General features: G+C 64.4%; 18 protein-coding genes and 1 pseudogene. 12 read left to right on the top strand and 7 right to left on the bottom strand.

Annotated elements, in window-relative coordinates:
* Positions 1-6 precede the first annotated feature (6 nt).
* Both ubiB and ubiE read right to left on the bottom strand, forming a co-directional pair.
* Positions 7-1,536, bottom strand: coding sequence for a 2-polyprenylphenol 6-hydroxylase (ubiB, locus tag ROSELON_RS06115; RefSeq protein ID WP_025311544.1), 1,530 nt, complete (start codon positions 1,534-1,536; stop codon positions 7-9).
* 1 nt (position 1,537) lies between these two features.
* Positions 1,538-2,302: a bifunctional demethylmenaquinone methyltransferase/2-methoxy-6-polyprenyl-1,4-benzoquinol methylase UbiE gene (gene ubiE, locus ROSELON_RS06110; protein WP_025311543.1), complete on the bottom strand. Its 765-nt coding sequence runs from the start codon at positions 2,300-2,302 to the stop codon at positions 1,538-1,540.
* A 99-nt stretch (positions 2,303-2,401) separates the two neighbouring features.
* Here ubiE and mutM point away from each other — a divergent pair, with 99 nt between their 5' ends.
* The 11 genes and pseudogenes from mutM to ROSELON_RS18140 all read left to right on the top strand — a co-directional run bounded on the left by mutM (position 2,402) and on the right by ROSELON_RS18140 (position 14,297).
* A complete protein-coding gene (mutM, locus tag ROSELON_RS06105) occupies positions 2,402-3,265 on the top strand; it encodes a bifunctional DNA-formamidopyrimidine glycosylase/DNA-(apurinic or apyrimidinic site) lyase (protein WP_025311542.1) in 864 nt (287 codons plus the stop codon).
* A gap of 64 nt (positions 3,266-3,329) precedes the next feature.
* Positions 3,330-4,106 carry an enoyl-CoA hydratase gene (locus ROSELON_RS06100; protein WP_025311541.1) on the top strand — a complete coding sequence of 259 codons (777 nt, stop codon included), beginning with the start codon at positions 3,330-3,332 and terminating at the stop codon, positions 4,104-4,106.
* A 186-nt stretch (positions 4,107-4,292) separates the two neighbouring features.
* Complete coding sequence (gene rpsT / locus ROSELON_RS06095; protein WP_025311540.1) at positions 4,293-4,559, top strand: 30S ribosomal protein S20; 267 nt, start codon at positions 4,293-4,295, stop codon at positions 4,557-4,559.
* A 602-nt stretch (positions 4,560-5,161) separates the two neighbouring features.
* A complete protein-coding gene (gene dnaA, locus ROSELON_RS06090; protein WP_025311539.1) occupies positions 5,162-6,616 on the top strand; it encodes a chromosomal replication initiator protein DnaA in 1,455 nt (484 codons plus the stop codon).
* 134 nt (positions 6,617-6,750) lie between these two features.
* Positions 6,751-7,869 (top strand): DNA polymerase III subunit beta, encoded by a 1,119-nt coding sequence (gene dnaN, locus ROSELON_RS06085; RefSeq protein WP_025311538.1) that lies wholly within the window; start codon positions 6,751-6,753, stop codon positions 7,867-7,869.
* A gap of 79 nt (positions 7,870-7,948) precedes the next feature.
* Entirely contained in the window at positions 7,949-9,061 is a 1,113-nt protein-coding gene (gene recF / locus ROSELON_RS06080) for a DNA replication/repair protein RecF (protein ID WP_025311537.1), read from the top strand.
* Between the two features lie 5 nt (positions 9,062-9,066).
* The gene (locus ROSELON_RS06075; protein WP_156945998.1) at positions 9,067-9,492 is read left to right on the top strand and encodes a VOC family protein; all 426 of its coding nucleotides are present in this window, start codon (positions 9,067-9,069) and stop codon (positions 9,490-9,492) included.
* Complete coding sequence (locus ROSELON_RS06070) at positions 9,489-10,115, top strand: LysE family translocator (RefSeq protein ID WP_025311535.1); 627 nt, start codon at positions 9,489-9,491, stop codon at positions 10,113-10,115. The genes ROSELON_RS06075 and ROSELON_RS06070 overlap by 4 nt, the downstream gene beginning before the upstream one ends.
* 74 nt (positions 10,116-10,189) lie before the next feature.
* A complete protein-coding gene (gene gyrB, locus ROSELON_RS06065) occupies positions 10,190-12,607 on the top strand; it encodes a DNA topoisomerase (ATP-hydrolyzing) subunit B (RefSeq protein ID WP_025311534.1) in 2,418 nt (805 codons plus the stop codon).
* 304 nt (positions 12,608-12,911) lie between these two features.
* A pseudogene (locus ROSELON_RS06060) lies at positions 12,912-13,844 on the top strand (IS5 family transposase).
* Between the two features lie 111 nt (positions 13,845-13,955).
* Positions 13,956-14,297 (top strand): helix-turn-helix domain-containing protein, encoded by a 342-nt coding sequence (locus ROSELON_RS18140; protein WP_156945868.1) that lies wholly within the window; start codon positions 13,956-13,958, stop codon positions 14,295-14,297.
* Between the two features lie 305 nt (positions 14,298-14,602).
* Here the strand turns inward: ROSELON_RS18140 and ROSELON_RS06055 are convergent, their stop codons facing one another.
* From ROSELON_RS06055 to ROSELON_RS18655, 4 genes are all read right to left on the bottom strand, one after another.
* Positions 14,603-15,730 carry an ATP-binding protein gene (locus ROSELON_RS06055; RefSeq protein ID WP_156945867.1) on the bottom strand — a complete coding sequence of 376 codons (1,128 nt, stop codon included), beginning with the start codon at positions 15,728-15,730 and terminating at the stop codon, positions 14,603-14,605.
* A 467-nt stretch (positions 15,731-16,197) separates the two neighbouring features.
* Positions 16,198-17,397: an anaerobic sulfatase maturase gene (locus ROSELON_RS06050; protein ID WP_038651057.1), complete on the bottom strand. Its 1,200-nt coding sequence runs from the start codon at positions 17,395-17,397 to the stop codon at positions 16,198-16,200.
* Between the two features lie 264 nt (positions 17,398-17,661).
* Positions 17,662-18,297, bottom strand: a complete 636-nt coding sequence (locus ROSELON_RS18660) for an alpha/beta hydrolase (protein ID WP_051508367.1) — start codon at positions 18,295-18,297, stop codon at positions 17,662-17,664.
* Positions 18,278-18,727 carry a hypothetical protein gene (locus ROSELON_RS18655; protein WP_245605424.1) on the bottom strand — a complete coding sequence of 150 codons (450 nt, stop codon included), beginning with the start codon at positions 18,725-18,727 and terminating at the stop codon, positions 18,278-18,280. Before ROSELON_RS18655 ends, ROSELON_RS18660 begins: the two co-directional genes overlap by 20 nt.
* 98 nt (positions 18,728-18,825) lie before the next feature.
* Between ROSELON_RS18655 and ROSELON_RS06040 the strand changes: the two genes are divergently transcribed.
* On the top strand, positions 18,826-20,502 hold the full coding sequence (locus ROSELON_RS06040; protein WP_025311531.1) for an alpha/beta hydrolase: 1,677 nt from the start codon (positions 18,826-18,828) through the stop codon (positions 20,500-20,502).
* 22 nt (positions 20,503-20,524) lie between these two features.
* On the opposite strand, the gene ROSELON_RS06035 is transcribed toward ROSELON_RS06040, so the two are convergent.
* Positions 20,525-21,487, bottom strand: coding sequence for a LysR family transcriptional regulator (locus ROSELON_RS06035; protein WP_025311530.1), 963 nt, complete (start codon positions 21,485-21,487; stop codon positions 20,525-20,527).
* Positions 21,488-21,490: the final 3 nt, after the last annotated feature.

Here is a 21,490-nt window from a genome sequence, read left to right as displayed (position 1 = left end):
CGAAACCTACAGCAGCGCGACCAAGGCCATTATCCCCGCGCCCGCCGCCGTCCCGGCCAAGGCATAGCCGGCCCGCTCGGGCCACGGGTTGCGGCGCGGCGGCGTCTGCGGGTTGGCTTGCGCCAGCAAGGCGGCCTCGGCCAGGTTGGGCAGACGGGGCCCGAACCGCGCCAGCACGCGGGCGGTGTGAAACAGGTCGCGCGCGACGGCCTTGGGGCCGACATTGTCGCGGATATACTCTTCGACAACGGGTTGGGCGACCGTCCAGATATTGATCTCGGGGTCCAGCGAGCGCGACACGCCCTCGACCACCACCATGGTCCGTTGCAGCAGGATCAGTTCGGTCCGGGTTTCCATGCCGAAGCGTTCGGTCACCTCGAAGAGATAGGCCAGAAGCCGCCCCATCGAGATTTTCGACGCTTCCATGCCAAAGATCGGCTCGCCGACGGAGCGCAGGGCCTGCGCAAACTCGCCCACGTCGCGGTCGGCGGGCACATAGCCGGCCTCGAAATGCACCTCGGCGACACGGCGATAATCCTTGCGGATGAACCCCATCAGGATCTCGGCATAGACGCGGCGGGTGTATTCGTCGATGCGGCCCATGATGCCGAAATCCAGCGCCACGATATCGCCGTTCGGCGCGACCTTGAGGTTGCCGTGATGCATGTCGGCGTGAAAGAACCCGTCGCGCAGTGCATGGCGCAGGAACATCTGCAAGACGCGCGTGCCCAACTCGCGCCGGTCATGGCCGGCGGCGTCGATCGCGTCGATATCCGACAGGGTGATCCCGTTCGCCCAGGACAGGGTCATCATGCGGCGCGAGGACAGGAACCATTCCACGGACGGCACCACGAAACCGTCGTCCTTGGCGGTGTTGGCGGCGAACTCGCCGGCAGCCGATGCCTCGATCCGCAGGTCAAGCTCCTGCATCACGACGCCCTCGAAATGCCGGATCACGTCGCGCGGTTTCAACCGCCGCGATGCGGGCGAGAGCGTTTCGACAAACCACGCGATCAGGTAGAAGGCGTCGATATCCTTGCGAAAGGCCCGCTCGATGCCTGGACGCAGCACCTTGACCGCGACATCCTGGCCGGTTTCGAGCAACCGCGCGCGATGCACCTGTGCGATCGAGGCGGCGGCGACCGGTTCGGAAAAATCGGAAAAGAGGGTGTCGACGGGGCGCTCCATCTCGTGCGCGATGACCTGCTTGGCCGCGTGGCGCGAAAACGGCGGCAGCTTGTCCTGCAAGACCTGCAACTGCTTGGCCAGGGCGGTGCCCACCACGTCGGGACGGGTCGACAGGATCTGCCCGAACTTGATGTAGGCCGGCCCCAACGCGTTCAACGCGCGCGGCACGGGCGGCAGCGACGGGTCGCCGCGCAAGCCCAGAAAGGCGAAGGGCCAGCCGAGGATGCGCGCGGCGACGCGCACGGATCGGGGCGCATCCATTGCCTCGAGAACGGCCCCCATGGCCCCGGTTCGTTCGAAGGTGGCGCCGGTGCGGATCAGACGCCAGATGTTGTGCGGGCCCTTCACGTCAGATCTTCCACCCCGAATGCAGTGCCGCGATCCCCATCGACAGGTTGCGGTAGGTGACCTGCTCGAACCCGGCGTCGCGGATCATCGTGGCAAAGGTTTCCTGATCGGGGAATTTGCGGATCGACTCGACCAGGTACTGGTAACTGTCGCGGTCATTCGCGATCAGCCGCCCCATGCGCGGGATCACATTGAAGGAATAAAGGTCATAGAGCTTTTGCAGCCCGTCATTGGGCAATTGGCTGAACTCCAGCACCATCAGCCGCCCACCGGGCTTGAGCACGCGGTAAGCCTCGGACAAGGCGTCGGGAATGCGGGTGACGTTGCGGATGCCGAAACTGATCGTGTAGCGGTCGAAGCTGTTGTCGTCGAACGGCAACGCCATGGCATCGCCGACGATCCAGTCGAGCTTGTCTGACTGGCGCTGCGCCTCGGCGCGCTTTTGCCCTTCGATCAACATCGACTCGGTCATGTCGAGCACGGTGCAATGCGCCCCGGGCGCGCGGTCGAGAAACCGGAAGGACACATCGCCCGTGCCCCCGGCCACATCCAGCAGGCGCTGCCCGTCGCGCGGCGCCAGCCAATCCATGAGGGCGTCTTTCCAGATGCGGTGAATGCCGACGCTCATCACGTCGTTCATGATGTCGTATTTCGACGCCACATTGGTGAACACGCCGTGGACCAGGCCCGCCTTTTCCTTTTCGTCAACGGTCTGAAAGCCGAAATGCGTGGTGGTGTCGGCGGGCGCTTGGGTGTCGTCGGTCATGGGGTCTTGTGCTCCGGCTGAGTCGCGCCAGTTATACGCTTGGGTCGGGGGGCTGCAACGCGGCGTTACATCCCGGTCGAGCCACAAGGAAAGCCCGTTTTGCCCGAACTTCCAGAAGTCGAGACAGTCCGTCGCGGGCTGGCCCCCGTGCTCGAGGGGGCACGTCTGACCGAGGCGCTGGTGCGGCGGCCCGATCTGCGCTGGCCCTTTCCCGACCGGATGGCCGCCCGTCTGACCGGCGCGCGGGTGCTCCGGTTGCGGCGGCGCTCGAAATACATCCTGGCCGATCTCGACACCGGCGAGACGCTGATCATCCATCTGGGCATGTCGGGGCGGATGCTGATTTCCGGCGACGGCGCGGCGCAGATGCCCGGTGCCTTTGCCCATGATCACGGCCAGATGGACAAACATGACCATGTGATCCTGACAACCGACGCGGGCGTGCGCATCACCTTCAACGATGCCCGACGCTTCGGTGCGATGGATCTGGCACCGACCGAGCGTGTCGAGGATCACTGGCTGCTGTCGGGTCTCGGCCCCGAGCCCTTGGGCAACCACTTCGATGCGCCCTATCTGGCGGGTCGGTTCGCGGGCAAACGCAGCCCGGTGAAATCGGCGCTGCTGGATCAGCGCATTGTGGCCGGGCTGGGCAATATCTACGTCTGCGAGGCGCTGTGGCGGTCCGGAATCTCGCCCCTGCGCCATGCCGGGCGCATTTCGGAGGCGCGTATCGCGCGACTCGTTCCCGCCATCCGCGATGTCCTGTCCGAAGCGATCGAGGCCGGCGGATCCTCGCTGCGCGACTATCGGCAGGCCGATGGCGATCTGGGATATTTTCAACACAGGTTCGCGGTCTATGGACGCGAGGGCGAACCATGCCAAACGCCTGACTGCCAAGGCGAAATCCGGCGCAAGGTGCAATCTGGTCGCTCCAGCTTCTACTGTGCGGCCTGCCAAAGATAGCTTGAACCTGTCGGCGGCGGTGCTAACCCTGCGCTCTTGAGTCAACAGGTGGGGACCCCGACGCATGGCCTACGAAACCCTGATCGTCGAGATCGAAGACCACATCGCGCTGATCAAGCTGAACCGGCCCGATGCGATGAATGCGCTGAACACGCAACTGCTCGAGGAATTGTCGAAGGCCCTGCGCGCCTGTGAAAGCAACGACAAGGTGCGTTGCGTCGTGCTGACCGGGTCGGACAAGGCCTTTGCCGCCGGCGCAGACATCAAGGAAATGTCCGACAAGAGCTTTGTCGAGGCGTTCACCAACGATCTGTTCGGGCGCGAAACGCAGGAAATGCTGCGCTGTCGCAAACCGATCATCGCCGCGGTCGCGGGCTATGCCCTGGGCGGCGGATGCGAATTGGCCATGATGTGCGATTTCATCATCGCCGCCGATACCGCGAAATTCGGCCAGCCCGAGATCAATCTGGGCGTCGTGGCCGGCATCGGCGGCACGCAGCGCCTGACCCGCTTTGCCGGCAAGTCCAAATCGATGGACATGCACCTGACCGGCCGGTTCATGACCGCCGAAGAGGCCGAGCGGTCCGGCCTGGTCAGCCGTGTCGTCCCCGCCAAGAAACTGATGGAAGAGGCCATGGGCGCCGCGGCCAAGATCACCGAGAAATCGGCCCTGACCGCCATGGCCGTCAAAGAGGCCGTCAACCGCGCCTACGAGGTGCCCTTGAACGAGGGGCTGCTGTTCGAGCGTCGGCTGTTCCACGCCTTGTTCGCGACCGACGACCAGAAAGAAGGCATGGCGGCCTTCCTTGAAAAACGCGAGGCGCAGTTTCGCGACAAGTGAGCGGAACGCCCCCACATCTGGGGGCTTTCCTTTCTCGGTCGCGGCCGTTATACGCCGCGCCAGACACGCGTGTGAGGCCCGCTATGGCCAGAGTCGCTCGGTAGTGAACCCGAGGTCCGGGGTTTCCCGCGCAGAACCATTTGCATTCGGTCTGCCACAGACCCCAGAGACGAGAGAGACACCACCATGGCAAATTCGCCCCAAGCCAAGAAGCGCGCCCGTCAGAACGAACGCCGCTTTGCCGTGAACAAGGCCCGCCGGTCGCGCATCCGCACCTACCTGCGCCGCGTCGAAGAGGCGATCGCCTCCGGCGATCAGGCTGCCGCCCAGGCCGCCCTGCGCGCCGCCCAGCCCGAGATCATGCGCGGGGTCACCAAAGGGGTGTTGCACAAGAACACCGCCGCCCGGAAAATTTCGCGTCTGTCGGCGCGCGTGAAGGCGCTGTCTGCCTGAATTTCATTCCGCAGACCCCTTGTTTTGAAGGCGCTCCGGCTTGGGGCGTCTTTTTTTTCGCGTGAAAATCCGTTGCGCCACAGGGCGCTAAATCGTGGAATCGGATTCGGCTTCTGACGACATCCAAGTCAAGCGCGAAGATATGTTGCGGGCCGTCCGCGACTCCCGCTAGCTTCACGGTGCGATTCAGACGCCTGGGGGGCGGATGGAGCGACGAAGGGATCTACGCCTTGGGTGAGACCCGCCATCGTGGGACAGTTCGTTGGCAGGTCGGTTGGTGCTTGGCATCAAAGCCCGAGACGCCCTGGAAAGAGGGGCCTGACCAAAAACGGTTGGATCGAAACGGCCGATTGGCCGGGGTTCCCTTGTCGTCGTTCGGATCCGTCGCCGGTACATGAAATGATCACGAGGGAGCTTGCCTGGCGTCGGTGCTGTCCGTTGCCATCGGGGTGACCTTTTGATGCCGTTTTCATGTGCCATACCGCCGCCTGGCGGGGCCCGGATGGAGCGCACGAGGCCGCCCGGAACGGCGCGGCGGGGTTGGGTGAAAAAATGGCCGGCTGGCAGGCGGGCAACGAAAAAAGACGAGGGTAGACAGAGAAATGACCAATGAAACCTGGGGCATGGTGCGCGGCGAGCTGCTCAAGTCGATCGGCAAGAACAACTTTTCGGCCTGGATCGAACCGATCACCTTTGACCGCCTCGAAGACCGCACAGCCAGGTTTCATGCGCCCACCAGCTTCATCGGTTCATGGGTGTCGCAGAATTTCGGCGACCTGATTCTGCGCCATCTCGCGTCGGCCGGCGTCGGGGTAGATCGTGTCGAGATCGCCGTCGGCAAGCCCACGCGCGCCCCGGCCCCCGCCACTAACGGCGCACCCGCCGCCGAGCCGGTGGCCGCGACCGCCACGGCCGAGATCGCGCCTGTGCCCAGCCCGGCCCAATTGCGCAGCCCGGCCGCCCCCGTCACGACGGCCGCGCCCGCCGCCCAACCGCGCGCTGGCAAGGCCGACGACCTGCCCGGCGCGCAACTGAACCCGAATTTCACCTTCGACGCCTTCGTCGTCGGCAAGCCCAACGAACTGGCCCATGCCGCCGCGCGGCGCGTGGCCGAAGGGGGCGAGGTCACCTTCAACCCGCTCTTCCTCTACGGTGGCGTGGGCCTGGGCAAAACGCATCTGATGCATGCCATCGCTTGGGAATTGCGCGCCAACATGCCCGAGGCCCGCATCCTTTATCTCTCGGCCGAGCAGTTCATGTACCGTTTCGTTCGGGCCCTGCGCGAGCAGGACACCCTGGGGTTCAAGCAGATGTTCCGCTCGGTCGATGTGCTCATGGTCGATGATGTCCAGTTCATCGCCGGCAAGACATCGACCCAGGAAGAGTTCTTTCACACCTTCAACGCGCTGGTCGAAATGGGCAAACAGATCGTCATTTCCGGCGACCGCGCGCCCGTCGACATGGACGAGTTGGACGCACGCATCGCCTCGCGCCTGCAATGCGGCCTGGTCGTCGATCTGCACCCCACCGATTACGAGCTGCGCCTGGGCGTCTTGCAACACAAGGCCGAGACGATGCGCCAGCGCAACCCGTCGCTCAACATCGCCCCCGGCGTTCTGGAATTCATCGCGCAAAAGGTCTCGTCGAACATCCGCGTTCTCGAAGGGGCACTGACCCGACTGTTCGCCTTTGCGGATCTGGTCCGCAAGGACATCTCGATGGAGATGACGCAGGACTGTCTGTCGGACATCCTGCGCGCCACGGACCGAAAGGTCACCATGGACGAGATCATCAAGAAAACCTGCGAATACTACAACATCCGCCAGGCCGACATGATGAGCGCCAATCGCGCCCGCGCCATTGCGCGCCCCCGTCAGGTGGCCATGTTTCTATGCAAGAAGCTGACGACCCGCTCGTTGCCCGAGATCGGGCGCAAGTTCGGGGGCCGCGATCACACCACGATCCTTTACGGCGTGCGCAAGATCGAGGAATTGATGCAGGTCGACAGCCAGATCGCCGAGGATGCCGAGATCCTGCGCCGCGCGTTGGAGGCCTGATCGCACCCTTGCCGTGCGTTTTCTACGCTTCGGGGATTGACGCGCGCCGCGCTGTCGCGAAACTCCGTGAAAACACTTGTGCTTGCGGGGCGTGAGAGTAGTCTCACAGCCCCGCGATCTGTCGGAGCCAGGGCATGAAACTCTCCATCGAGCGCGCCACGCTGCTGCGCGCTGTCTCTCAGGCGCAATCGGTCGTCGAGCGTCGTAACACCATCCCGATCCTCGCCAACGTGCTGATCGAGGCCGAGGGCGATACGGTCAGCTTTCGCGCGACCGACCTCGACATTGAGGTGGTCGACCGTGCCCCGGCGCAGGTCGAACGGGCGGGGGCCACGACGGTTTCGGCCGTGACCTTGCACGAGATCGTGCGCAAACTGCCCGATGGCGCGCTGGTCAGCCTGACCGAGGATGGCGCGGCGGGCCGCCTGACGGTGCAGGCCGGGCGCTCGACCTTCCAGCTGGCGACGCTGCCGCGCGAGGATTTCCCGGTGATGACGGCAACCGAGTATGCGGCGAATTTCTCGTGCCCCGCACCGGTGCTGCGCCGCCTGTTCGACAAGTCGAAATTCGCGATCTCGACCGAAGAGACCCGCTATTACCTGAACGGGGTCTATTTCCATGTGTCCGAGGGTGAAACCGGCCCGGTGCTGCGGGCCGTGGCCACCGATGGGCACCGCTTGGCGCGGATCGACGCCGCCCTGCCCGAGGGCGCGCAAGACATGCCGGGCGTGATCGTACCCCGCAAGACCGTGGGCGAGTTGCGCAAGCTGCTGGATGATGACGAGGCGCAGATCGCCGTATCGGTCTCGGAAACCAAGATCCGCTTCGCGACACCCGAGATCACCCTGACCTCGAAGGTGATCGACGGCACCTTCCCCGATTACACGCGCGTCATTCCCATGGGCAACTCGCGCCAGATGGAGGTCGATGCCAGCGATTTCGCCAAGGCCGTCGACCGCGTGGCGACCGTGTCCTCGGAACGCTCGCGCGCGGTAAAGATGCAACTCGACGAGGATCGGCTGGTCTTGTCGGTGAATGCCCCCGACGCGGGCAATGCCGAGGAAGAACTGGCCGTGGCCTATGGCGACGAAAAGCTCGAGATCGGGTTCAACGCGAAATATCTGCTGGAAATCGCCAGCCAGGTCGATCGCGAGAACGCGGTTTTCCTGTTCTCCTCGCCCGCCGAGCCGACGCTGATGCGCGAAGGGACAGACACCTCGGCGATCTATGTCGTGATGCCGATGCGGGTGTGACCGGGGAACGGAGATCTCGAGATTTCCGGCCCGGAAAACTCGAGTTTTCCGCATCGTTTTCCTGCAGGAAAACGCGCCCATGACGCCTTACATCGCCCAGCTTGCCCTATCGCATTTCCGCAGCCACCGGCGCACGCGGCTGCAGTTCGATGGCCGCCCCGTGGCGCTTTATGGGCCGAACGGCGCGGGCAAGACGAACCTGATCGAGGCGGTGTCGCTGCTCTCGCCCGGTCGTGGTCTGCGCCGCGCCGCGGCCGAAGAGATCATTCGCCGCCCCGAAGCCATCGGCTGGAAGATCACGGCGTCGATCGAGGGGCCGGGCCTGGGCCACGAGATCGAGATCACGGCCGAACCCGGCCAACCCCGCAGCCTTTCTCTGGATGGCAAATCCGCGCCGCAACTGGCCTTGGCCCGCCTGATCCGCATCGTCTGGCTGGTGCCTGCGCAGGATCGGCTGTGGATCGAGGGGGCCGAGGGGCGGCGCCGGTTCCTTGACCGCATGACGCTCAGCTTTCTGCCCGATCATGGTGAGGCGGTGCTGACCTACGAGAAATCCATGCGCGAGCGAAACCGCCTGCTGAAGGATGACGTGCGTGACCCCGGCTGGTACCGCGCGCTGGAACACCAGATGGCCGAGGCCGGCAGCCGCATCATGGAAAACCGGGCCGAGGCGCTGTCTCGCCTCTCCGCCGCGCAGGATGACACGGCCACCGCCTTTCCGGCTGCCGACCTGTCCTTGATCGAGGTCGAGGGCACGCCCGCGCCCGGCCGCGATGCCCTGACCGAGGCATTGGCCGCCAACCGTCCGCGCGATCTGGCTGCGGGGCGCACCCTGATCGGGCCGCATCGCAGCGATCTGGCCGCCACCTACCGCGCCAAGGACATGGCCGCCGCGCAATGCTCGACCGGCGAGCAGAAGGCCCTTCTGATCTCGCTTATCCTCGCCAATGCGCGCGCCCTCAAGGCCGAGACCGGCGCCGCGCCGCTGGTCCTGCTGGACGAGGTCGCCGCCCATCTCGACGCGGGCCGCCGCGCCGCGCTGTTCGACGAGATCTGCGCCCTGGGCGCACAGGCCTGGATGACGGGAACGGGGCCGGACCTGTTTGCGGACCTAGACGACCGCGCCCAGCATGTCGCGGTCGAGGACCGGGACGGCGAAAGCGTTGCCCGGATCGAGGAGGCATCCCCATGACCGACCTGCCCGTCAACCGTGTCACCATGATCACGCTCGGCGTCCATGATATCGGGCGGTCGCGTGGGTTTTACGGCGCCTTGGGGTGGACGGAAGCGCGCGCCATGGATGGCGTCGTCTTCTACCAGATGGACGGGATGCTGCTGTCCTTGTTCCGCCTTGGGCCGCTGGCCGCCGATCAGGGACGGCCGGGGGCCGAGCTTGGCGCAGGCGCCATGACACTGGCGCAGAATTTCCGCGACACGGCCGCGGTCGATGCCGCATTCGCCCGCGCGCTGGATGCCGGGGCGACCGTGTTGAAGGCCCCAGCCAAAACCCTTTGGGGCGGATACTCGGGCTATTTCGCCGACCCGGACGGTCATGTCTGGGAACTGGCCTACAACCCGCATTGGCCGCTGGACGAGGCCGGGCGCACGGCGATCCCCGAATGACGCTGACCCTTTCGCAACTGGTCCTCTATGCCAGCGCGCTTTTCATTCTGTTCCTGATCCCCGGCCCGGTGTGGCTGGCCACGGCGGCGCGGACGCTGGCCCATGGCTGGCTGGCCGCGATCCCGCTGATCCTCGGTGTGGCGCTGGGCGATATGCTGTGGTCGCTCCTGGCCGTGCTGGGCCTGTCATGGATCGTCGCCGCCTATCCCTGGATCATGGAGGCATTGCGCTGGGTGGCGGTGGGGGTTTTCGCGCTGATGGGCTGGCTGCTCATCCGGCATGCCGAGGCGCCCGTCGCGGGCGACAGCCGCCTCAATCGGCCCGGTGCGTTGGCGGGGTTCCTTGCCGGCCTGGTCGCGATCCTGGCCAATCCCAAGGCGATCCTGTTTTATGCCGGGATGCTGCCCGGGTTCTTTGACCTGACCGCCGTCACCCGCGCCGACATCGTCGTGATCGCCGCGATTTCAATGGGCGTGCCCATGGTCGGCAACACCGGTTTCGCCCTTCTGGTCGATGTCGCGCGGCGCCGGTTTTCCAGCCCGGAGCGCCTCGCGCGGATCAATCGCGTGGCCGGCGCGCTCCTGATCCTCGTGGCTGTGGTGATCGCCCTGCCCAGCCCCTAAATATTGGGGTCAAAGGCGTGACAATCCCCCGCCCGACCGGTATAAAATCGGCAAACAGACAGGCAGAAGAACACATGGCAGACAACGCCCCCGCGCCAGAGGAATACGGCGCCGATTCCATCAAGGTTCTCAAAGGCTTGGAGGCGGTTCGCAAACGCCCCGGCATGTATATCGGTGACACCGACGATGGCTCGGGCCTGCATCACATGGTCTACGAGGTCGTCGATAACGGCATCGACGAGGCCCTGGCCGGCCATGCCGACGCCGTGACGGTCACGCTTCACCCCGATGACAGCGTCTCGGTCAGCGACAATGGCCGCGGGATTCCCGTGGGCATCCACGAGGAAGAGGGCGTCAGCGCGGCCGAGGTCATCATGACCCAGCTGCATGCGGGCGGGAAATTCGACAGCAATTCCTACAAGGTGTCGGGCGGTCTGCACGGCGTGGGCGTTTCGGTGGTGAACGCCCTGTCGGATTGGCTGGATCTGCGCATCTGGCGCGACGGCAAGGAGCATCACGCGCGCTTCGAACGCGGCGAAACGGTCCAGCATCTGGAGGTGGTCGGCGATGCCAATGGCAAGACCGGGACCGAGGTGCGCTTTCTCGCCTCGACCACGACCTTCTCGAACCTCGATTACTCGTTCAAAACGCTGGAAAACCGTCTGCGCGAACTGGCCTTTCTGAACTCGGGCGTGAAGATCGTGCTCGAGGATCTGCGCCATGCCGAACCGCAGCGCGTCGAATTGATCTACGAGGGCGGCGTGCGGGAATTCGTGAAATATCTCGACCGCTCCAAGACCCCGATGATCGAGGACCCGATCTATGTCGAGGGCGAGCGCGACGGCATCGGCATCGAGGTCGCGATGTGGTGGAACGACAGCTACCACGAGACCGTGCTGCCCTTTACCAACAATATCCCGCAGCGCGACGGCGGCACCCATATGGCGGGCTTTCGCGGTGCGCTGACTCGCACGATGAACCATTACGCCAACTCCACCGGGTTGGCGAAGAAGGAAAAGGTCAACTTCACCGGCGACGATGCGCGCGAGGGGCTGACCTGCGTCTTGTCGGTCAAGGTGCCCGATCCGAAATTCTCCAGCCAGACCAAGGACAAACTGGTCAGCTCCGAGGTGCGCCCCGCTGTCGAGGGGCTGATGAACGAGAAACTGGCCGAATGGTTCGAAGAGCACCCGCAAGAGGCGCGCCAGATCGTCGGCAAGATCGTCGAGGCCGCACTGGCGCGCGAGGCCGCACGCAAGGCCCGCGAACTGACGCGGCGCAAGACGGCGATGGATGTGGCCAGCCTGCCCGGCAAGCTGGCCGATTGCCAGGAAAAGGACCCGGCGAAATCGGAACTTTTCCTTGTCGAGGGCGACAGCGCCGGCGGCTCGGCCAAGCAGGGCCGCTCGCGCCACAACCAGGCGATCCTACCGCTCAAGGGCAAGATCCTGAACGTGGAACGCGCGCGGTTCGACCGGATGCTCTCCAGCCAGGAGATCGGGACGCTGATCACCGCGCTTGGCACAGGCATCGGGCGGGACGAGTTCAACATCGACAAGCTGCGCTACCACAAGATCGTCATCATGACCGACGCGGACGTGGACGGCGCGCATATCCGCACGCTTCTGCTGACGTTCTTTTTCCGGCAGATGCCCGAATTGATCGAACGCGGGCATCTCTATATCGCGCAGCCGCCGCTCTACAAAGTCAGCCGGGGCCGCTCCGAAGTGTATCTCAAGGACGAGGCGGCGTTCGAGGACTACCTGATCGCCCAAGGGATCGAAGGCGCCGTCCTGCGCCTGCCGAATGGAGAGGAACTGGCCGGGCAGGACCTGGCCCGCGTGGTCGAGGGCGCGCGCAACTTCAAGCGCATCCTCGATGCCTTTCCCACCCATTACCCGCGCCACATCGTCGAACAGGCGGCCATCGCCGGCGCTTTCGACCCGGGCCGCGCCGATGCCGACCTTCAAGGGGTGGCCGACGAGGTCGCCAAGCGGCTGGACCTCGTGGCCGTGGAATACGAACGCGGCTGGCAGGGGCGCATCACCCAGGATCACGGCATCCGCCTGAGCCGCGTGCTGCGCGGGGTCGAGGAGATCCGCACGCTCGATGGCGCGGTCCTGCGCTCGGGCGAGGCGCGCAAGCTGTCCTCGGTCAGCCAGGAAACCCGCGAGGTCTATCGCGACCCGGCCACCCTGCAACGAAAGGAGCGCGCGCAATTGATCCACGGCCCCAGCGAGTTGCTGCAAGCCATCCTCGACGAAGGGGCCAAGGGCCAGCAGATGCAGCGCTACAAGGGCCTGGGCGAGATGAACCCCGATCAGTTGTGGGAAACCACGCTGGACCCGGACGCGCGGACGCTTTTGCAGGTCAAGATCGACGATCTGGCCGAAGCAGATGACATCTTTACCAAGCTGATGGGCGACGTGGTGGAACCGCGCCGCGAGTTCATTCAGGCCAACGCGCTGAGCGTCGAGAACCTGGATTTCTGAGGCGCTGTAGGTGCGCTCATTTTTTTTCGCGGTGCGCATATTTTTTCGCGCCGCGAGGGTATCGAGCTCGGCCTCATACGCTTAAAATCAACAGCTTAGGGCAAACCGACCGATTTGAAGGGATTGTCACCCACGACGGTCGATCGTTCGCGGAGAACCGATGACGAGCATGCGAATTCTCACATGACGATCGATGAAAACCACCATTGCCCATAAACGCAAATGCGGGGGGCCTCTGATCGGCCTTGTTGCACAAATCGGGTGAGGGACTCACTGCATGAATCCAGCGTGATAGCTGGGAGGCATGAGCAGTTGGGCCACGACGAAGTACAAGACCACGAACTGGTCGGCTTACAATGAGGCACTGAGGCGGCGCGGTTCGCTGACAGTGTGGTTTGATCCCGATATGGTGTGGAGGCCGCCTCCGACGGGCAAGCGCGGTCGGCAACAGGCTTTAAGCGATGAGGCCATACAAACCTGCCTGACGATGAAGGTCCTCTTTGGCATGCCGCTTCGACAGACGACCGGGTTCGTACAGAGCCTTCTGCGCCTGGTCGGGCTGGACTGGACGGTGCCGGACTTCAGCACCCTGTGCCGACGTCAGCGGACGCTGAATGTGAGCATCCCCTATCGCGGCGGCAACGGGCCGCTGCACCTGCTGATCGACAGCACCGGCCTCAAGGCCGAGGGTGAAGGCGAGTGGAACGCCCGCTAGCATGGCGGCCTCAAGCGGCGCATCTGGCGCAAGATACACATCGGGATCGACGAGGAAACGCTGGAGGTTCGGGCTCTCGAGGTCACCGGCAGCAACATAGGTGATGCACCCATCTTGCCTGATCTGCTCGACCAGATCCCGACAGTTGAGCAGACCGGTTCCGTGACCGCCGATGGTGCCTACGACACCCGCAAATGCCATGAGGCGATTGCCGCCCGCGGTGCCGCGGCCGTCATCCCGCCCCGTAGGAACGCCAAGCCGTGGAAGCCGACGAGCCCAGGCGCCGTCGCTCGCAATGAAGCACTGCGCGCCTCGAAGTACCTGGGCCGTGCCATCTGGCGGCGTTGGAGCGGCTACCACCGCCGGAGCCGGGTCGAGACAAAGATGAACTGCATCAAGCTGCTCGGCCAATCCCTCATGGCGCGCGACTTCGATCGCCAGGTTGCAGAGCTGCAGGTCCGCATCTCAGTGCTCAATGGCTATACCGCGGTCGGCATACCTGTCACGCAGCCCGTGGAATAAGTCCGTCTGGGGAAAGGGGCGCTGCGATCAGACCTCGATTTGTGCAACAACGCCATACCCATATCCATTTAACCTTGTTCGGCGGGTTCTTCGGGTGATATTGCCACATCGATGTTTGTTGAGGTTCTAACTGACAACAAAACTCCAGATGCGATTGAGTTGGCGGACGCCGTTCGCGCCTGGCGCCTTGGCCTCAATCTGTCCCAAGACGATCTCGCGAAGACGAGCGACGGTCCGCTATCTACTCTCAAGAAATTCGAGCAAACTGGTCAGATTTCCCTGCCATCCTTTCTCTCGCTCTGCGATGCCCTTGATGTTGGACACAAGCTCAAAGGCATTGTCCCACCTGCGCCCCCGTCTTCTCTGGACGAGGTCGAGGGCAAGGCACGGCGGAGGCCGCGAGAGCGCGCCTCGCCGCGAGAGCGCGCCTCGCCGCGAAGGGGTAAAGCATGAGACTTCGCGCCTCTCTCGATTTCCACGACGATCAGACTCCGATCACTGTTGGAACATTGGCCCGGAATGATGCAGGGCGCCGCGCCTACGTGGAATGGAGTGACGATGCACGCGAGCTTGACCTGAAGATATCCCCATTTCTCGTCAGGGATTGGACGCGCCTGCAAACGTCGGACAACTACCGCGCATTTCATGGCTTGCCAGCGGTTTTCGGGGACAGTGTTCCGGACGGCTGGCCGCGTAACTAAATGAAATCAGGCTCAGGCAAACCCGGCGCAGTCCATAAGACCGCACACCGGAACAGGTCACGAGGCCTGTGATTTCTGGCGACGGTGCATGTCCAGCATGTCTTGGTTGTCGACGGCATACCGCCCCGCACCGGGCTGCCACACGAGTTCTTTCTCGACGAGGGACTTCATTGCCTGCTGGACCGCGCTCTTACTCACGCTCTTAGCGCGGGCCCGTCGTGCAACATCCTCGAGCGCTGGCTTCGAGAAGGGCGAGAACCCCTCCCCGCCGTCCATCAGCGCCTCGAAGAGGGCGCGCTGTATCCCGGAGAGGCCGTCCAGTTCCGCCTCGAGATTGCCCCACAGCGCGGCGCGCACCGCCTCCGCCCGGGCCCGCAGGTCGAGCTTCTCCCCCGAGAGCGCGGCCTCGAATATCTCGTCGCGCACCGCCTGCATGAAAGCCTCCGGCCGGTGCATCAGGATCTCGAAGGCCGCGACCCCCTCATCGATCGGGATCGAGACATTCTGCGCGGCGGCGAGCTGTTCGAGGACGGTCCGGACGAAGCTTTCGCCGAGCACCGGAAAATCTTGCACCGAGCCGCCATAGAACGGCGCCCGCGCGCTGATCACCAGTTCGGCAAGCTTGCTGCGATGCGAGCCGGTCATGATCAGGAAGAGCCTCGGCCCGTCCGCCCTTATATTCATCACGTCACGCGCAGCCTTGAGTGCGAACATCGCATCCATGCCACCTTCGGAGACAAGCGCCTGCTGGGCCTCGTCGACCACCAAGACGACGTCCCGGCCGACCCCGGCACCGATGCGCTCCAGCCCCTCCGGGATGGTCCCCGAGAAAGGCTCGAGATCTGCCAGAGCAACCGAAAAGCCAGGCGCCGAGATCCGCCGCAGGCGTGAGCGGTCAATCGCCTTCTCCGCCGAGCCCTTGAGGTCTTCGATCGCCTGACCGATGCGGCGCCTGAGGATGTCGGACGGGTCCCTGCTTCGGTCTTCCCAGAGATCGACCACGATAGGGAACTTGTCGGCCTCCAGGACTGCGGGCACGAGATCACGGCGCAGGAAGGTGGATTTACCCGTGCGCCGCGGGGCGGCGAGATGTAATCCCGATAGCGCTCCGAAAATCGGATCCGGTGTCATCTGCTTGACTATAGAGGCGGCCAACTCGGGGCGCGGGAAATGAAAGACGTCCAAGTACACCTCCGATATTGCTACGACAATACCAGTATATAAGGTAAAATACCACTCCATACCGCGATGTCAACGCACGCGGTCTACTCCTGTCTTCCTTGCTGTGGCTCCACCCACAAGAAGGCATGCACGACCCTGCGTGCACGTGAGATGAGGTAGACACCGGGTGCGAAAAAATCTGCGCACATTCCGCGAAAAAAAAATCCCGCACGAACTGATGGCTAAACCGTTGTTCTGAAGGCTCGCAGACGAAGAAATACGCGCGCGCCTACAGGCGCTGTAGGCGCGCGCCTCAGCCACGCTGTGTTTCGTGCATTTTTCGAAGGCTTACCCCAATACCAGCGGGGGTGTGATCACACTCCGCCGCCCTTGGGCCTCGGCGTGACGGGGCCTTTGTGCCTGGGCAATGCTGGCAACCGTGGCAATCCGCCTTTGCTGGACGGCCTTGGGCAAGACCCCGGCGGGGCAGTTCAGGCCAAAACCTCAGCAGCGGATCTGCCCGACGCGACAAGCCGCGCCATGTCACTCAGGCGCTGCCCAGCGTGGTGAAAGAACATCGTGTAGCTTTCACAGAAGTAATTGTGCCCACCCTCGCCGCTGCGCGATGTGGCAAAGCGGTGTTTGGGGCAGCCGCCGTTGCAGGCCGCCCGGAACGCGCAGCCCCGGCATTGCGCGGTCAGGCTGTCGCGCTTGTGCTGGCCAAAGGCCGTCTGCCGATCCGTCCACAGCATCTGGTCAAGCGGTGTGTCGGTGATCCGCCCCAGCCGGTATTCTGGAAAGACGTAGTGGTCGCAGCTGTAGAGGCTGCCGTCATGTTCCAGCGCCAGCCCATCGCCACAGGTTTCCGCGAACACGCACAGCCCGCCGGGGCGGCCCAGCCATTTGCCCAACATGGCGTCGAAATGCTGAACAAAGATCCGCCCGACATCGCGCTTGATCCAGGTGTCGAAGACATCGCACAGGAACTTTCCATAGGCGCGGGGCCGGACGCTCCAGTCAGTGACGGGAGGACCGGGGTCGCTGTCGACCTGCGGCACCGCGGCCAACCCATCTGGCCCGCCCCGTTCGGCGATCGGGATGAACTGCATGTGCTCGATGCCCAGACCCTTGAGAAACCGATAGACCTCGCGCCCTTTTCCGCCATTGGCGCGATGCACCGTGGTCAGCGCGTTATGCGCAACGCCATGGCGCTGAAGCAGGTCGAGCCCACGCATCACCGCGTCAAAGCTGGGCCGCCCGGCACGGTCGAGCCGATACCGGTCATGCACCTGTTTCGGCCCGTCGATGCTGATCCCCACCAGGACCCCGTTATCGTGCAGGAACCGCCCCCAATCGTCATCCAGCAACATCCCGTTGGTCTGGAGCACGTTGGTCACCGTGACCCCGGCAGGGGCATGTTTGCGTTGCAATGCCAACGCCTTGGCGTAGAAATCGAGCCCCAGCATCGTCGGCTCGCCCCCCTGCCAGGCGAACGTGACCTCGCCCATGCCGGCGGCCAGTGAGGCATGGATCAGGTGGCGGGTGTAAGCCTCCAACACCTCGTCGGACATGCGGAATTTCTTCTCTTCGGGGAAGAGCTTTTCCTTGCCGAGGTAATAGCAATAGCGGCACGCGATATTGCACCGCGGCCCGATGGGCTTGGCCATTATGTTGAATGGGCGTGGGGTCATGGGCATGTGTCCCCGAGCAGGACCTGTCGGCTGAACCGGTGTCATCCGTCGATACCCCACGACAAAAGCGGGACGCAGCGCCTCTGTGCAAAGCGGGTCATTGTCACAGGCGCGGTTGCATCGCCGTGGGTCGGCCTGCGCCCCGTGCGACGGCACGGCGGGGACGCCGGGCCATGTTCGCGCGATGCCCATGGCCCGCCCGCGCGCGACGCGCAGCGTCGACGCGGCGCGGAGGCCGGTCGCGGCACGGAAAGGGCCCCACCCTCACTCGTCGGGCGTACGCCGGGGCTGACGCAGGCGCCAGGCGTTGGCACCGACCGGGTAAAGGTTTCGACGCTCGGTCGCGTGCAGCCCCTCATTGAGCAATTGGTCCAGATCGTCGCCAACGGCAGGGCTGTAGATATGGTAAAGGTGCCCGGTCGGGCTGTTGGCGGGCAGATCGCTGACGTCGATGACCTCGACGCCCTCCAACGTCTCGATATCATTTCCCGCTTCGCCCAGCCGGGGGTAGCCATGAAGCTGCGCCGAAAGGGCCAGCGGCCGATCGCCTGTCGTGACATAGACGGTGATATTCTCCGCGATCGGCCGAATACGCGGCAGCATGCGCTGGAAAATCCCGAAATCCATGTCGGGCGCCAGCAGCACCACCTCGTCAATGCGTGTCTCGGGCGCGCGACTGGCCACATCGTATAGCGCCAATACGACCCCCCGCGCCCCAAGGCTGTGACCCAGCACGTCCACCACTCCGCCGCCGAACCGATCCTCGAGGTCGATGATTGCGTCGGCGATATCCGGCACGCTCCAGTACAGGTCCGCCTCGTCATGGGTGTAGGAGGCCAATGACCCGTCCGACGGCCAACTGAACCACAGGAAACGGCCCTCAAGGCGCGCGTTCTCCATCAGCAGGGAGGCGCGGCGACATCCTTTTTCGAAACCGATATAGTAGCCATGGACATAGAGCGCGGGGGCGACCAGGGCCTTCGCCGCTTTGCAGACTGGCGATCACGTCGGCGGGATCAGACAAGGTGACATCTTCGACAGTCAGAAACTCTTCTCTCAGAAAGGTCGGGGCCGCCTCGGCCAGCGGCGCAAGACCCTGAAAATCAAGCTCGCGCACCTGGCAGCGGCCGGCGCTCAACCCGCTGCGTTCTTCCCCGAAAAGATCGCCCGGATGGTCCCCCCCGGTCTGGTTACGCAGCGTCAGGAAGGGCACCTCACCGAAAGTGACATCGCTTTGCGCGCTTGACGGCTGCGCCATGGCCATCGTCAATGCAACAGTGGCCGCACGTGCGCTGAACTTCGGACAATAGCTTGAAAAAGGCAGACGCATCCCATGCTCCTTGACCCGCGGACCGAGATCACCCTGCTGTTATGCGGCGATTGCGCGGCCAAGGAAACCGCGAACCGGCCTGCGCATGGCAGGGCGTCATGACCAGGGCGATCCTGTCCCGCGTGATCGGCCCGTTCTCGGTGCCCTGTTTTCTGCTTGGACTTGTCTTTTTCGCCGCGTCGCTGACGCCATCGCTGATCCCGCGCGGGCCGGAGATGCAGGGCGTTCTGGGGGGCCTCGTCACGGCGCTGGGGTATCTTGTGGCCAGGGTCGTGGCGCTGCTGTGGCGCGCGGCCGATCTGCCCGAGCTTTCGGGACGCCCCGCGCGCATCGCGACCTGGGTCGTGTCGGCCGGTATTCTGGTCCTGTTTGCCTGGGTGCTTGGGTCCAGCCTGACCTGGCAGAACGACCTGCGGCAAAAGATGGGGATGGCCCCGGCCGACGCCCTGAACCTTGCACGGATCGTTCTGATCGCCGGCCTCGTTTTCGCCGCTGCCTTCCTGGTTGGCCGGCTGGTTGCCGCGCTGTTTCGGCTGATCCGGCAATGGTTCTATCGCGTCATGCCGCCCAGGCGCGCCAACGTGCTGGGCGTCGTGACGGTCGTGCTGCTGCTGGGGGTCGTGACCCGAGACGGCATCCTCGACCATGTGGTGCTGGCCCTTGACGAAAGCTACGAGGCCGCCCAGGCGCTGTTCGATCAGGCGCCCCCGGCGCCGACCGACCCCGCGATGGTGGGCAGCCCCGCGTCCCTAATCGATTGGGCGGCCATCGGCACCCCCGGGCGCGACTTCATCCAGTCCGGCCCAGATGCCGAGGCGATTTCGGCATTCACCGGGCGCGAGGCGATGGACCCGATCCGTGTCTATGTCGGGCGCGCCAATGGCGACACACCGCGCCGGCGGGCCGAGCTGGCACTGGCCGAATTGCAGCGGTTGAACGCCTTCGAGCGCGAGCTGCTGATCATCACCAGCCCTACCGGAACCGGCTGGATGGACCCCGGCTCTCATGATCCGGTCGAGTACATGCATAACGGCGATATCGCCACCGTCGCGGCACAGTATTCCTATCTGCAATCACCGCTGGCGCTGATCCTTGAAACGAATACCGGCCTGGAACAGGCCACGGCGCTGCAAGAGGTGATACACGGCTACTGGCAAACGCTGCCCGCCGACGACCGCCCGCGGCTCTACGTTCATGGTCTCAGCCTCGGGGCGTGGTCGTCGATGCATGCCACAAACCTTTTCCGTTTGCTCGACGATCCGATCGACGGCGCCTTCTGGGCCGGGCCGCCCTTTCCCTCGGCTTTCTGGACCTATGTCCAGAACCAGCGCAACCCGGGCAGCCCGTGGGTTCTGCCCGAGGTCGGGGATGGCTCGCTTGTGCGCTATGCCTCGCACACGACCGACGGCGCGCAGGCACGGGCCGATTGGGGCCGCATGCGGATCATGTTTCTGCAATATTCCAGCGACCCGGTCGTGTTCTACGAACCCGCCTCGCTATGGCGGGCACCGCAATGGATGCGCGATCCGCCGGCCGCGGACATGTCGGAGCATTTCGTTTTCATGCCGATCGTCACGCAGTTCCAGCTCGCGCTGGACATGGCCCTGTCCTTTGGGTCACCGCCGGGCCATGGGCATGCCTATTACGGGCCGGATTACGTGGGTCCCTGGGTGCAAGTGACCAACCCCGCGAATTGGACCGAGGCCGACACGCAACGCCTGATCGCGCATTGCGACAACGGGGTGCAGGCCGGCTGCTCCAACGATCGGCGATAGGCCCCGGTCGCGTACCAATTCATCAACGATATGTGCGCCGCTCGATCGGGGTGGTCTCGATCCTGGTCTTCAGGTCCTCCAACATGATCTGCTCGGCACGGTTCAGTTTCGAGCGCGGGTTCCATACCAGATGCACGTCGATGGCGGGCAGATCGTCATAGGGCGGCACCTGCCAGATCTCGCCCGCCGCCACGTCGCGTGCCGCCACATGCAGCGGCAGCGGGCCGACGCCCAGGCCCGCGATGATCATGCGCCGCACTTCCTCGAGATGGCTGGAGGTGCCGACGATATGATCCTCGAGGTCCGAGGCCGCGCGCATCAGGGCCACGGGTTTGAGCACATCCTGCAGACGATCGGTCTGAAAACTGACCGAGGCCAGCCCCTTGAGGTCCGCGCGGGTCAGGTCACGACGCCCGAACAGCGGATGCGGTGGGCCGCAGAACAGGCCGAAAAACTCGCGATAGAGCCGACGGTATTCCAGTTTCGGGTTCTTCGCGCGCACGAGACAGATGGCAAAGGACGCCGCACGCGCCTCGACCGCCGCGATGGCGTCGCTGCTGGTCATCACGTCGATCTGGCACGTGGCCGAGGGGTGGGCGGCGTGAAATTCGGCCAGGGCGGAATCCAGCAAGGGGCAGACCACATGCGAGGCGACGGTCATCCGAACATGGCCGCGCACCTCGTCGGTGGTTTCGCGCAACACCGTCGCCAGGCGCAGCACGGCGCCCTGGATGTCCAGCGCCTCGGCATAGAGCAGCTCGCCCGCCTCGGTCAGATCGAAACGCCCCGGCGCACGGTCGATCAGGCGGCGACCGATCTGATCCTCCAGCCGCTTGAGCGCCGACGAGACCGAAGGCTGCTGCAAACGCAGCTTGCGCGCGCCATCGGTGATGGATCTCGACTGCGCCAGCACGACGAAGGTGTGCAGCAGGTTCCAGTCGAGATCGCGCAAGACGCGGTGGGCGGATCGTGTATCGGGACGCATCGG

It is taken from the genome of Roseibacterium elongatum DSM 19469, from assembly GCF_000590925.1.
GTDB lineage: Bacteria > Pseudomonadota > Alphaproteobacteria > Rhodobacterales > Rhodobacteraceae > Roseibacterium > Roseibacterium elongatum.
The sequence above is the reverse complement of the archived record's forward strand: the minus strand, read 5'-3'. Positions and strand labels throughout refer to the sequence as shown.